Genomic DNA, 13079 nt, shown 5'->3' on the forward strand with positions numbered 1-13079 from the left:
TATCCGTCACCAGATGACGGAGGTCCAGGCCCACAGGACGACGGTGCAGAGCACGACGAGCACGGGTGTCGTGGCGAACCCGATCGTGTGGAACTCGCGGATCGTGGACACGCTGCGTCCGCCCGATTTGCGCCACAGGATGTTCGCGAGCGATCCGATCATCGTCAGGTTGGCGCCCACGTTGACCCCCACCAGCAGCGCCAGCACGGGGCCCGGGCCGGCGGCCTCGGCGGCCGGCAGGAGGAGCAGCGTCGCCGGCAGGTTGTTGACCAGGTTCGCCGCGATCATCGCGATCAGCGCGACGGCCAGGAGCGACCAGAGCCCCTCGCCGGACGGCAGGGCGTCGGTCAACCGGTCGCCGAGGCTCGTCGATCCGACGTAGCCGACGGAGAACGCCCACGCCAGGATCACGGCGGCCAGCGGCAGGTTGGCCGCGTCGAGCAGCTCGCGCCACGTCGACAGGCGGCGCACGAGGGCGCGCGTGCTCAGCACGACCGCACCGATCGCGGCCGGGATCCACGGTGTCAGCCCGCTGCCGAGCCCGATCAGCACGAGCACGACGACCGTGACGGGCACGAGCGGCACGGGCTGGACGTCCGCGGGCACCGGTGCGGCGTCGCGCAGCTCGCCCCTGAACCACACGCGCAGGACCAGGTACTCGGCGACGACGGCGACGATCCAGACGGGCAGCATCGCCCAGGTGAACCCGAGGAACGTCAGGCCCGTCGACCCGAAGGCCAGCAGGTTGGTCAGGTTCGAGACCGGCAGCAGCGTCGACCCGGAGTTGGCGAGCCGCACCGACGCGTAGGCGTACGAACGCCGTGCTGAGGCCGCGAGCAGCACGGGCGTCAGCAGCACGACCGTCGCGTCGAGGCTGAGGGTCGCCGTGACGACCGCGGCCGTCGCGACGGCGTAGGCCAGCAGCCGGCGACTCGATCCGCGCGCGCCGCGTGCCACCCGACCGCCGAGTGCCGTGAAGAGGCCTTCGTCCGCGCAGGCCTGCGCCAGCACGGTCATCGCCACGAGGAAGCCGATGATCTCCGCGAGGGATCCGAGGTCGTGCGTCACGCGCAGAACCTACCGGACGGGCCCACGGTAGGATCGGCGACGCGAATGAGTCGGCCGGGCGGCCGCGGCGTCCCTCGCGGGGCGTCGAGGAAAGTCCGGACTCCACAGAGCGACGGTGGTGGCTAACGGCCACCCACGGCGACGTGCGGGACAGTGCCACAGAAATCAGACCGCCAGCGGCCCGTGCTCCTCGGAGCACGGGTGCGGGTAAGGGTGAAACGGTGAGGTAAGAGCTCACCAGCGTCCCGGGTGACCGGGACGGCTAGGTAAACCCCACCGGGAGCAAGACCAAGAGGGCCGCATGCCGCTTCGGCGGTGCGCGGCCTGCGCTGACGGGCTGCTCGTCCGATGTCAGCGGGTAGGTTGCACGAGGCGCCCAGCAATGGGCGTCCCAGATGGATGGTCGCCCACGACAGGATCCGGCTTACAGGCCGACTCATTCGCCCTTCTTCAGCTCCTCGGCCAGCATCACGATGATGCCGCTGGGGCCGCGCACGTAGGTGAGCCTGTACACGTCCTGGTAGGTCGCCACCCCGCGCAACGGATGACAGCCGTGCCTGGCGGCGATCCGGAGTGCCTCGTCGATGTCGTCGACGGAGAAGGCCACCCGGTGCATGCCGATCTGGTTCGGCGGGGTGGGCCCGGCCTCGATCGCGGCGGGGTGGATGTACTCGAAGAGCTCGATGACGCCGTTGCCGTCGGGCGTCTGCAGCATCGCGATGTTGGCGTGGTTGCCGTCCAGCCCGACGGCGGTGTCGGTCCACTCGCCGCTGACCGTGTCGCGGCCGAGGACGGTCAGGCCGAGGTCGGTGAAGAAGGCGATCGCGGCGTCGAGGTCGCGCACGGCGATCCCGATGTTCTCGAGCTTGATGGGCATGTGCCGCACGCTAGCGTCTGTCGGGCGTTCGTCAAGCAGCCTCGGGTCTGGTGGTCCAGTGCAGGATGCCGTGTCCCTCGAGGTTCGCGGCTCGTACCTCGCCACCCCATCGAGTCGTCGCCGTGCTGAATGCTGACGTGCCGCTCGGCCGTTCGTCCTCGGCGCGCGATCAACCGTCGTCCGCCGTCATCGTCGCGGGCGGCAGCCAGTCGGCGCCGAGGAGCCGTGCGACGTCGGTGAGCCCCTCGGTGTCGCTGCCCACCGAGTCGGAGGCGGCGGCGATCCGCTCGACCATGACCCGGCCGACCTGCTCCTCGACCGTGCCCTCCGCGTAGGCGATGTGCCACGGCGAGACCTGGTGGTCGCGGTGGGTGCGCCCGGTCACCTGCCGCGCCGCGATGCCCGAGAACCGAGCCTGGTGGAAGATGCCGACCCGCGGCTCGGTGCTCGCCCGACGGCCGTCCGCCAGGGACTCGCCGGCGTGGAGGCTGATCGAGGCGACCGTCGTGAAGACGCACACCGGGGCCTGACCCGTCTGGAAACGGAGGCGCTCGGCCTCGGCGTCGAAACGGCCGCCCCCGAAGATCGTCGCCACGTCGATGCCGGAGGCGCGCAGCCTGTCGGTGATCGGCTCGGCGGCGGTCGTGACGAACTCGACCGAGCACGCCACCTGGCGCTCGGACCTCACCTGCTGGGCGATCCAGTCGACGGTCGAGTCGACCCGGATCAACCCGGCCTTCTGCCGGAAGCGCAGCAGGGCGGCCCGCCCCTTCGCGACGCTGCGCCCGCGCCGGGCGATGTCCATCTCGCGGCAGAACTCGCCCCACTCGGCCTCGTAGGCGGCCCGCTCGGACGGGGTGAGCGTCACCGGCATGCCGGAGATCGGCACCGGACCCCACGGTGCCGCGCGGTGCAGCATGGCCGGAGGCTGCTCGTCGGCGAGCCAGCCGCGCACCATCGTGAGGTCGGTCGCACGCCGACCGGGATCGGTCGTCCAGGTCGCGCCGTACCGGCCGTGCTCGACCCCCACCCCGTGGCGCTCGAGGGCCGCGGCGAACGCCGTGCCGGGCTGCGTCGTCGCGGTCCACTCCCGCACCGGCTCGCCCAACGCCTGCGCGTAGGCCGGGGCGAGGTAGGGCAGCTCGAGAGGCGTGTGCCCGGGGGTCGCCGTCGTCGCGATCACGAACGGTGCGCTGTCGTGGGGGCGCGCGTGCCCCGACACCTTCGCCCAGGCCTTCCACCGCTTCGTCGTCGTCCGCCGCAACGCGTGCGCCTCGTCCGCGACGATCACGTCCCACGCGTGGTCGGCGACCTTGTCCAGCCGGTCCCACGTGATCACGACCCACTCGAGACCGCCGTCGCCCAGCGCCGTGATGGTCCGGCACCAGTGACCGATCGTGATGGCAGCGGGTCGATCGGCCACCACGAGCACCCGACGCGCGCCACGCAGGTCGCCCACGGCCGTCGCGCCGAGGACGGCCGAGATCGTCTTGCCGACCCCCGGCTCGTCGGCCAGCAGGAACAGGCGGCCACCCGCGGCGGCGCGCTCGGCGATCGCGTCGGCCGCCTCGAACTGGATCCTCCGCGGCTCCAGGGCGCCGGACGGCTCGGGGCTCGGGGCCGGGTCGTCGGGGTTCAGGGTGTTCTCGACGAAGCGACCGAGCGTGTGCGCCCCGGGGGAGTAGGGGGCGAGGTGCGGGGGCAGCGACCGTCCGACGAACAGGTGCGTCCTGACCGCCGGGTGCCAGGTCGCGCCGTCGACCTGCGTCCCGTAGGGGACGTCGAGCACCCACACGCGCTCGCCCGGCCCGGACGGCACCGGGAGCGGCGGCCGCGGCTTCGCGCTGCGGGCCCGCGACGCGCTGCGCCGACGAGATCCGGATCGACGGGCACTGGACACGCCCGGACGCTACACGGGTGCGAGCGGGCTACCCGGGCCGGTACGGCTCGAACTGCGTCATGTCCGCACGGTCTCGCCACCCGGGGATTGGGAACATCGACCACAGCGAGTACGACGTGTCCATCGTCTCGTACCCGTCTCCGACGTCGACCTGTATCGACCTGCGTCCGGGCCCGTCGAGGAGGCGCACGGCGCCAGCCACCGCGGCGTCGATGTAGAAGTCCACGTGCCGAGGTTCGTAGGTCATCTCGCCGCCGGTGCCGTCTTCCTGGCCCGTGAAACTGACCGCAGAGGTGCCGTCTCCGTAGTCGAGAAGCGTCACGCCGACGGCGCGCGGATTGTCGGGCACGAGGAACAGCGTCTGGCCGGTGAAGTCCTGCACCGTGCGAAGTGACGTGCAGTCCTGTAGCTCGCCAGCACGGTCCTCGAAGTGCGCACGGGTCGGATTCGGCATGTCGCGAACCTATCGACTCCATCTCCGCGCGCCTCGGAGAAGCGGACGCCTCGCAGTCCGTCTGTGCGTCCTCGCGGGGTCGAGGACGCGCGCGAGTTTGCCGCTCGCCCAGGATGGGTAGTGTCGATGACGGCCCCTCCACGAGAGGTGAGGCCATCCCACCAGACGTCCAGCCCAGGAGGCTTCATGAGCGTTCCCACCATCGATCTCAACAACGGTGTCTCGATTCCTCAGCTCGGTTTCGGGGTGTTCCAGATCGATCCCGACGAGACGAAGGACGCGACGCTCCAGGCGCTCGAGGTCGGCTACCGCCACATCGACACGGCCCAGATGTACGGCAACGAGAAGGGCGTCGGCGAGGCGATCGCCGAGTCGGGCATCGCCCGTGACGAGATCTTCGTGACGAGCAAGCTCAACAACGGCTTCCACGCCCACGACGACGCGCTCGAGGCCTTCGACGGCACGATGGACAAGCTCGGCCTCGAGAAGGTCGACCTGTTCCTGATCCACTGGCCGCTGCCGGGCATCGACGTCGACTTCGTCGAGACCTGGAAGGCGCTCGAGGTGATCTACGCCACGGGCCGCGCCCGCTCGATCGGCGTCTCGAACTTCCAGCCCTCGCACATCCGCCGGCTGGTGCAGGAGACGAACGTCGTCCCCGCGGTCAACCAGATCGAGGTGCACCCGTTCCTGACGCAGGACGACGTGCGCGCGGTCAACACCGAGCACGGCATCGCGACCGAGGCCTGGTCGCCCATCGCGAAGGGCATCGTGCTCGACAACCCCGTCATCCAGGGCATCGCGACCGAGCACGGCAAGACGACGGCCCAGGTCGTCCTGCGCTGGCACGTGCAGCGCGGTGACATCGTGTTCCCGAAGTCGGTCACGCGCAGCCGCGTCGAGGAGAACTTCGACATCTTCGACTTCGAGCTGTCCGACTCCGAGGTCGGCTTCATCAGCGCCCTGAACAAGGACGAGCGCACCGGACCGAACCCGGACGAGTTCAACTACATCCCGTCCTGACGGTCACGACCCATCCCTGACACTGCCCTGACCGCCACCGCGGTCAGGGCAGTGTCAGTATCTCGGCGCCGTCGCGGGTGACGAGGAGGGTGTGCTCGAACTGGGCCGTCCGCGACCTGTCGCGGGTCGCGGCGGTCCAGCCGTCGTCCCACATGTCCCAGTCGGTGCCGCCGAGCGTCAGCATCGGCTCGATCGTGAACGTCATGCCGGGCTGGATCACGGTGTCGGCCGACGGGTCGTCGTAGTGGGGGACGACCAGCCCGTCGTGGAACGCCGGGCCCACGCCGTGGCCCGTGAAGTCGCGCACGACGCCGTAGCCGAAGCGCTTGGCGTACGTCTCGATGACGCGCCCGATGACGTTGATCTCGCGCCCCGGCTTGACGGCACGGATCGCCCGCATCGTCGCCTCGTGGGTGCGCTCGACGAGCAGGCGCGACTCCTGGTCGACGTCGCCGACGAGGTACGTCTTGTTGGTGTCGCCGTGCACGTCGCCGATGTAGGCCGTGATGTCGATGTTGACGATGTCGCCGTCCTCGAGCGGACGGTCGTCGGGGATGCCGTGGCAGATGACCTCGTTGACGCTGCTGCACAGCGACTTGGGGTATCCGCGGTAGCCGAGCGTCGACGGGTAGGCGCGGTGCGCGACCAGGAACTCGTGCCCGACGCGGTCGAGCTCGTCGGTCGTGACGCCCGGGGCGATCGCGGCCTCGACGGCGTCGAGCGCCTGCGCGGCGATTCGGCTCGCGACCCGCATCGCCTCGATCGTCCGCTCGTCCCGCACCAGCGGGCCCTTGTAGGGCAGCGGCGCGATCTGGCCGACGTACTCGGGGCGGTCGATCGAGGAGGGCACGGCGCGCTCGGGGGACACCCGGCCGGCGGTCAGCACAGTCACCGGGCGAGTTTAGTGGCAGCGGCCCAGCGTCACCTGGTGCAGGATGGGCCCATGGCAGATCACGCGTTCTACTACTGCACGAAGCACAAGACGGTCGAGGGTGAGGAGGGCTGCCGCGCGGCCGACCGCCTCGGCCCGTACGACTCCGCCGAGGAGGCCTCGCACGCGCTCGAGATCGCCGCGGCGCGCACCAAGTCGTGGGACGACGACCCCGACTGGAACGACGAGGCGCCGAAGGAGCCGTGATCGGTTCGACCCGACGTCGGCGGCGGCGCAGCCGCAGGGGTGGGCTGCAGCTCGAGCGCTCGGGCCCGTGGATCGGGGTCGTCGGGCTGCTGGTGCTGCTGTGGCTAGCCGTCACGACGATGGTCTACGCCCCGTGGTGGGGCGTGGTGCTGCACGTCGTGGCGATCGTGCCGATCGCGGTCTGGACGTCGCGCTGGGCGCGCACCCGGCCGGCGGCCTCCACGTTCGTGCCGCTGGCCGGGCTGCCGGTCCTCGCCGCCGTCACCGCACTGGGCGTCCGGCTGGGCGGCTGGGGCGCCTGACGGGGCGAGGACCGGCCGGCGTCAGCTCTCGAACGAGTGCTCGGCCGCCGGGAACGACCCGCCCTTGACGTCGGAGACGTACTCCTGGGCAGCGCCCAGCATCACGCCGTGCAGGTCGGCGTACTTCTTGACGAAGCGGGGCACGCGCCCCGTGTTGATGCCGAGCATGTCGGTCCAGACCAACACCTGGGCGTCGCACCCGACGCCCGCGCCGATGCCGACGGTCGGGATGCGCAGCGCGGCGGTGACCGCTGCGGCAGCGGGAGCCGGCACCATCTCCATGACGATCGCGAAGGCCCCGGCGGCCTCGAGGGCCTTCGCCTCCTCGAGGAGCCGCGCGGCACCGTCGCCGCGTCCCTGCACGCGGTAGCCGCCCAGGTTGTGCTCGGCCTGCGGCGTGAAGCCGATGTGCGCGCAGACGGGGATGCCGGCGTCGGTCAGCAGCTGGACCTGCGGGGCCATCGCGATGCCGCCCTCGAGCTTGACGGCGTGCGCGCCCGCCTCCTTCATGAACCGCACGGCCGTGTGGAACGCCTGCTCGGGCGAGGCCTGGTACGAGCCGAACGGCAGGTCGGCCAGCACCAGTGCGTGCTTCGCCGAGCGTGAGACCGCCCGCACCAGCGGGATGAGCTCGTCGACCGTGACGGGCAGCGACGTCTCGTTGCCGAAGACGTTATTGGACGCCGAGTCGCCGACGAGCAGCACCTCGACCCCCGCCTCGTCGAAGATGCCGGCGGTGAACTGCTCGTACGCCGTGAGCATCGTCCACTTCTCGCCGCGGTCCTTCATCTGCTGCAGCGTGTGGGTGCGGATGCGCTTGCGGGCGGCCGGGGGAGCGGCGGGTCCGCCCCCGTAGGGCGCGGTCTCTTCTGGGGTCGCGTCGACCATGGTGGTTCTCCTGTTCGTCTCACGGCCCCGTGCGGGGTCCATGGATGTCTCCAGCGTGGCACACGCGGCCCGTCGGCACACGGACGCCGAGGTCGTCCTGCCGTGATGTGGACCACGTCACGCGAGGACCTAGGATCGTGCGGTGACCACGAACGAGCTCATCGCCCTCATCAGCATCATCGTCGCCGTCGTCGTCTTGGGCGGAGGCGCCGCCCTCGTCATCACGCGCGGCCGCCGACAGCTGCCCCCGGCCCCGCCGACGCGCGAGATCGACCAGCCGGACGGGGCGACCCCGATCTCGCCCGACCCGGAGGTGCCGGCCGAGCCCGAGCCCGCCGAGGCCGACCACGGCACCGTGGTCGACACGCTCGAGCGTCCCGAGGCGCCGCAGGGTCGCCTCGTCCGCCTGCGCGCCCGCCTGGCGAAGTCGCAGGGCTCGCTGGGCAAGGGCCTGCTGGCCGTGCTCGGACGCTCGACGCTCGACGACGCCGCGTGGGAGGAGATCGAGGACACGCTGCTCGCCGCCGACGTGGGTGTCGGCGCGACCGACGAGCTCGTCGCCAACCTGCGCACCAAGCTGCGGGTCGAGGGCGTCACCGATCCCGAGGTGGCCAAGGCGGCCCTGCGGGCCGAGCTCGTGCGCCTGGTCGACCCGACGCTCGACCGCTCGCTCTCGTCGGCCGGCGCCGACGGCAGGCCCGGCGTGGTGCTCGTCGTGGGCGTCAACGGCACCGGCAAGACCACGACGGTCGGACGGCTGGCGCGGGTGCTGGTCGCCGACGAGAAGACCGTCGTGCTGGGTGCGGCCGACACGTTCCGCGCCGCCGCCGCCGACCAGCTGCAGACGTGGGGCGAGCGCGTCGGCGTCCCGACCGTCCGCGGCCCCGAGGGCGGCGACCCCGCCAGCGTCGGGTTCGAGTCGGTGCAGCGCGGCATCGCCGACGGCGCCGACGTCGTCCTGGTCGACACCGCGGGACGGCTGCACACCAAGTCGGGCCTGATGGACGAGCTCGGCAAGGTCAAGCGCGTCATCGAGAAGCAGGCGCCCGTCACGGAGGTGCTGCTCGTCATCGACGCGACGACGGGCCAGAACGGCCTGACCCAGGCGCGCGTGTTCGGCGAGGTCGTCGACGTCACGGGCATCGTCCTGACCAAGCTCGACGGCACCGCGAAGGGCGGCATCGTCATCGCGGTCCAGCGCGAGCTCGGCGTGCCGGTCAAGTTCGTCGGTCTCGGCGAGGGCGCCGACGACCTCGCGCCGTTCGACGCCGACGAGTTCGTGGACGCCCTGCTGTCCTGACATCTCCGGGCGTCCCGAAACATGCTGTTAACGCAGCAGCGCGTTTCGTGACACGGGCGCAACATCGGGCACCGCAAACCGAAATCCTCCGACATCAGGCTGTGATGCAGCGGGCGGCACCTCGCCCGCGTCCATCACTTCGGAGGTTTCATGGATACCGGCGACACCGCGTGGATCCTGGCCAGCTCGGCCCTCGTCCTGCTCATGACGCCAGGACTGGCGTTTTTCTACGGCGGCATGGTCCGCTCCAAGACCGTCCTCAACATGATGATGATGAGCTTCTCGGCGCTCGCCATCGTCCCCGTCCTGTGGGTGCTGTACGGCTACTCGTTCGCGTTCAGCCCCGGCGGCAACCAGTTCCTCGGCGGCTTCGACCGCCTCGGGCTGCAGAACATCTCCGTCGACACCGCGTACGGCACGATCCCCGAGTACGTCTTCGTCGCCTTCCAGCTGATGTTCGCGATCATCACGCTCGCCCTGATCAGCGGCGCGATCGCCGACCGGGCCAAGTTCACGGCCTGGATCCTGTTCTCGGTCATCTGGATCACGATCGTCTACTTCCCGGTCGCGCACTGGGTCTTCGACTTCGGTGACGACGGCGGCTGGATCGCGACCAAGCTCGAGGCGGTCGACTTCGCCGGCGGCACCGCGGTGCACATCAACGCGGGCGCCGCGGGCCTGGCCCTGGCCCTGGTGCTCGGCAAGCGCGTCGGCTGGCGCCGCGACCCCATGCGTCCGCACAACCTGCCGTTCGTGCTGCTCGGCGCCGGTCTGCTGTGGTTCGGCTGGTTCGGCTTCAACGCCGGCTCGGCCGTCGGTGCCAACGGCCTCGCGGGTCTCGCGTTCGTCAACACCGCCGTCGCCACCGGCGCGGCGATCATCGGCTGGCTCGCGGTCGAGTTCTTCCGCGACAAGAAGGGCACGAGCCTCGGAGCCGCGTCGGGTGCCGTCGCCGGCCTCGTCGCGATCACCCCGGCCGCCGGTGCGCTGTCGCCGTTCGGCTCGATCTTCCTGGGCCTGGTCGCCGGCGTCCTGTGCGCCCTCGCGGTCGGCCTCAAGTACAAGCTCGGCTACGACGACTCGCTCGACGTCGTCGGCGTCCACCTCGTCGGCGGTCTCGTCGGCACCCTGCTGATCGGTCTGCTCGCCGTCGGCGACGGTCTGTTCTACGGTGGCAGCCTCAGCCTGCTGGGCAAGCAGTTCGTCGCGGCGTTCGTCGTGCTGGCCTACTCGTTCGTCCTCACGTACGCGATCGGTAAGTTGATCGACGTCACGATCGGCTTCCGCGTCTCCGAGGAGGACGAGGTGACCGGCATCGACCAGGTCGAGCACCTGGAGACGGCGTACGACTACGGAAGCAGCAGCGGCGGGTCCAACCTCTTGAAGGAGCTCTGAGCATGAAGCTTGTCACCGCGGTCATCAAGCCGCACAAGTGGGAAGAAGTCCGCGAGGCACTCGCCGCGGCCGGTGTCGCCGGCATGACGGTCACCGAGGCCAGCGGGTACGGACAGCAGAAGGGGCACACCGAGGTCTACCGCGGTGCCGAGTACGACGTCTCGCTGGTGCCCAAGATCCGGCTCGAGGTCGTCGTCGACGACGCCGACGTCGAGAGCGTCGTCGCCACGATCACGTCGTCGGCGCAGACCGGCAAGATCGGCGACGGCAAGGTCTGGGTCGTCCCGGTCGACTCGGTCGTGCGCGTGCGCACGGGCGAGACCGACGAGGCAGCCCTCTGACCCGCTGCACCTCCACCGCTGGGCCCGACGCGTGCACGCGTCGGGCCCAGCGGTGCGTGCGGGGTGACTAGCCTGTGGCCGTGACGGATCACCGCGAGCTCGCCCAGCGTCGGGCCGACCGGGCGCTGGACGCCGACCGCCGGCTGCGGCAGCTGTTCGCCGACGCGGCCCCGTCCCACGGCGGCGACCCCCGCGAGGGATCGGGCCTGGCGCTCGTCGCGGTCGGCGGCTACGGGCGGTCCGAGCTGTCGCCGTTCAGCGACCTCGACGTCGTCCTGCTGCACGACCCGTCCGTCGACGAGGCGCTCGTGCGCGAGGTAGCCGAGGCCGTCTGGTACCCGCTGTGGAACGACGGCGTGGCGCTCGACCACTCGGTGCGCGACACGATCCAGATGCGCGAGGCCGCCGCGACCGACCACCGGGCGGCCATGGGGATGCTCGACGCCCGCGCCGTCGCGGGCGATGCGGGGCTCGTCCTGACCCTGCGGTCGCAGGTGCTCGCCGACTGGCGTCGCGACGCACGCACCCGCGTCGAGGAGGTCCGCGAGGCGCGCACGACCCGCATCGACCGGGCGGGGTGGCTGGCGCACGCCGCGGTGCCCGACCTCAAGGAGTCGGGCGGCGGCCTGCGCGACAGCGTCACGCTGCGCGCACTCGTCGCGACGTGGCTGATCGACGTCCCGCACGGCGAGTCCGAGATGCTGCGGGGCGCGCTGCTCGACGTCCGCGACGCGCTGCACGAGACGGTCGGACGTCGCGTCGAGCGGCTGGACGCCGAGGTCGTCCCCGACGTCGCGCGCCTGCTCGGCATGGAACCCGTCGAGCTCGACCTGCACACGCGCCAGGTCGGACGGCGCATCGCGCACCTCGCGTCGCTGGCGTGGCGCAAGGTCGACGACGCCCTCGAGCCCATCACGCGCAAGGGCGCCTTCACGTCCAGGGGACCGCTCGTGGTCGCGCTCGACGACGGGGTGGGGGTGCTCGACCGCGAGGTCATCGTGACCAAGGACGCCGACCCCGGCACCGACCCCGAGCTCGCGCTGCGGGCCGCGGCCGCGGCCGCACGGCAGGGGCTGCCGATCAGCCCTGGCTCGGCCCGGCGGCTCGCGACCGCGATGGGCGAGCTGCCCGAGCCATGGCCGGCCTCGACCACGCGGCACCTGGTCGACCTGCTGACCGCGGGGCCGGGGCTCCTGCCGGTGTGGGACGAGCTCGACTTCGCCGGCGTCGTGGACCGTCTGCTGCCCGAGTGGGCGGCGATCCGCCTGCGCGGCTCGTCGTCGCCGGTCCACCGGTTCACGGTCGACCGGCACAGCCTCGAGACGTGCGTCATCGCCGCGGGGCTCAAGCGCGACGTCGCACGACCCGACCTGCTGGGGGTCGCCGCCCTGCTCCACGACATCGGCAAGGGCGTGGCGGGCGACCACTCGGAGGTGGGCGAGCCCATGGCCGTCCGCATCGCGACCCGGTGGGGCTTCGGCGACGACGACGCGCGGACGATCGGGCGTCTGGTGCGCTGGCACCTGCTGCTGCCCACGATCGCCACGCGGCGCGACATCGAGGACCCGTCGACCGCGGCGAACGTCGCCGAGATCGTCGGCACGGAGGACTTCCTCGACCTGCTGAGCGCCCTGACGGCGTCCGACGCGCGGGCCACCAGCCCGACGGCGTGGTCGGGCTGGCGGCAGGGCCTGACCGAGGGACTGGTCGGCAAGGTGCGCCGGGTGCTCGACGACTCGGTCGTCACCCCGGACGCGACGACGTACGAGGGGTGGCCCGCGCACGTCCCGATCCCCGACCACGGCACCACCGGCCCGTCCGACTTCACCCTCACGGTCGAGTCGCACCGCGGCGGGTCGCTGCTGACGATCGTGACGGCGAACCGGGCCGGTGTCATGGCCGATCTCGCCGGCGGGCTGGCGCTGGCCGGCCTGGCCGTGCGGTCGGCCCGCACCGTGACGCTGGGCGACGCGGCGGTGACGCTGTGGGAGGTGTCGCGGGCCGACGTCGACGCGGGCCGCCTGACCGAGCGGCTGCGACCCGCGATGGCCGGCGAGCTCGACCTGGCCGGGCGCCTCGAGCTGTCGTCGATCCCCGATGCGCCCGACGCGCGCGTGCGGCTGCTGGGACGCGTCACCGAGACGGCCGCCGCGATCGAGGTGCGGGCGCTCGACCGGCGCGGACTGGTGTGGACGGTGTGCGACCAGATCGCCTCGTCGGGCCTGTCGATCCGCTCGGCGCACATGTCGACGTACGGCGACGAGGTGCGCGACGTCTTCTACGTCGTCGACGCCGACGGGCACCGCCCGGACGACGCGACGTCGGCCTCGCTGCGCGACGCCATCGCGTCCGCCCTCGCCTAGCCCCCATCCGCCGACGAGTCACGCACGCCC

At 71.6% G+C, this 13079-nt stretch carries 13 protein-coding genes and 1 other RNA gene; 8 read left to right on the forward strand and 6 right to left on the reverse strand.

What is annotated here, in order from left to right:
- Positions 1–6: 6 nt before the first annotated feature.
- Positions 7–1068, reverse strand: a complete 1062-nt coding sequence (locus ASD10_RS09370; RefSeq protein ID WP_056607592.1) for an SLC13 family permease — start codon at positions 1066–1068, stop codon at positions 7–9.
- Between the two features lie 46 nt (positions 1069–1114).
- Between ASD10_RS09370 and rnpB the strand changes: the two genes are divergently transcribed.
- An RNA gene (gene rnpB, locus ASD10_RS14790) (RNase P RNA component class A) lies at positions 1115–1511 on the forward strand.
- Here the strand turns inward: rnpB and ASD10_RS09375 are convergent.
- The 3 genes from ASD10_RS09375 to ASD10_RS09385 form a co-directional block, all read right to left on the reverse strand.
- The gene (locus ASD10_RS09375; RefSeq protein WP_056607593.1) at positions 1505–1945 is read right to left on the reverse strand and encodes a VOC family protein; all 441 of its coding nucleotides are present in this window, start codon (positions 1943–1945) and stop codon (positions 1505–1507) included. The genes rnpB and ASD10_RS09375 overlap by 7 nt on opposite strands.
- 169 nt (positions 1946–2114) lie before the next feature.
- A complete protein-coding gene (locus tag ASD10_RS09380; RefSeq protein ID WP_056607602.1) occupies positions 2115–3845 on the reverse strand; it encodes a helicase in 1731 nt (576 codons plus the stop codon).
- 28 nt (positions 3846–3873) lie between these two features.
- Positions 3874–4299 carry a hypothetical protein gene (locus ASD10_RS09385; protein ID WP_056607603.1) on the reverse strand — a complete coding sequence of 142 codons (426 nt, stop codon included), beginning with the start codon at positions 4297–4299 and terminating at the stop codon, positions 3874–3876.
- A gap of 186 nt (positions 4300–4485) precedes the next feature.
- Between ASD10_RS09385 and ASD10_RS09390 the strand changes: the two genes are divergently transcribed.
- Positions 4486–5322 carry an aldo/keto reductase gene (locus tag ASD10_RS09390; protein ID WP_056607604.1) on the forward strand — a complete coding sequence of 279 codons (837 nt, stop codon included), beginning with the start codon at positions 4486–4488 and terminating at the stop codon, positions 5320–5322.
- Between the two features lie 43 nt (positions 5323–5365).
- On the opposite strand, the gene map is transcribed toward ASD10_RS09390, so the two are convergent.
- Positions 5366–6214, reverse strand: coding sequence for a type I methionyl aminopeptidase (gene map, locus ASD10_RS09395; RefSeq protein ID WP_056607606.1), 849 nt, complete (start codon positions 6212–6214; stop codon positions 5366–5368).
- 51 nt (positions 6215–6265) lie between these two features.
- On the opposite strand from map, the gene ASD10_RS09400 reads away from it, so the two are divergent.
- Both ASD10_RS09400 and ASD10_RS09405 read left to right on the forward strand, forming a co-directional pair.
- Entirely contained in the window at positions 6266–6460 is a 195-nt protein-coding gene (locus ASD10_RS09400) for a hypothetical protein (RefSeq protein ID WP_056607608.1), read from the forward strand.
- Positions 6457–6762 carry a hypothetical protein gene (locus tag ASD10_RS09405; protein WP_056607610.1) on the forward strand — a complete coding sequence of 102 codons (306 nt, stop codon included), beginning with the start codon at positions 6457–6459 and terminating at the stop codon, positions 6760–6762. Before ASD10_RS09400 ends, ASD10_RS09405 begins: the two co-directional genes overlap by 4 nt.
- A gap of 21 nt (positions 6763–6783) precedes the next feature.
- On the opposite strand, the gene panB is transcribed toward ASD10_RS09405, so the two are convergent.
- The gene (gene panB, locus ASD10_RS09410) at positions 6784–7650 is read right to left on the reverse strand and encodes a 3-methyl-2-oxobutanoate hydroxymethyltransferase (RefSeq protein WP_056607612.1); all 867 of its coding nucleotides are present in this window, start codon (positions 7648–7650) and stop codon (positions 6784–6786) included.
- A gap of 142 nt (positions 7651–7792) precedes the next feature.
- Between panB and ftsY the strand changes: the two genes are divergently transcribed.
- From ftsY to ASD10_RS09430, 4 genes are all read left to right on the forward strand, one after another.
- A complete protein-coding gene (gene ftsY / locus ASD10_RS09415; RefSeq protein ID WP_056607613.1) occupies positions 7793–8950 on the forward strand; it encodes a signal recognition particle-docking protein FtsY in 1158 nt (385 codons plus the stop codon).
- A 150-nt stretch (positions 8951–9100) separates the two neighbouring features.
- Positions 9101–10345: an ammonium transporter gene (locus tag ASD10_RS09420; protein ID WP_056607614.1), complete on the forward strand. Its 1245-nt coding sequence runs from the start codon at positions 9101–9103 to the stop codon at positions 10343–10345.
- Between the two features lie 2 nt (positions 10346–10347).
- Entirely contained in the window at positions 10348–10686 is a 339-nt protein-coding gene (locus ASD10_RS09425) for a P-II family nitrogen regulator (RefSeq protein WP_056607616.1), read from the forward strand.
- Positions 10687–10766: 80 nt separating this feature from the next.
- Positions 10767–13049 carry a [protein-PII] uridylyltransferase gene (locus tag ASD10_RS09430; protein WP_162248834.1) on the forward strand — a complete coding sequence of 761 codons (2283 nt, stop codon included), beginning with the start codon at positions 10767–10769 and terminating at the stop codon, positions 13047–13049.
- Positions 13050–13079: the final 30 nt, after the last annotated feature.

Source organism: Aeromicrobium sp. Root472D3, assembly GCF_001426485.1.
Taxonomy (GTDB): domain Bacteria; phylum Actinomycetota; class Actinomycetes; order Propionibacteriales; family Nocardioidaceae; genus Aeromicrobium.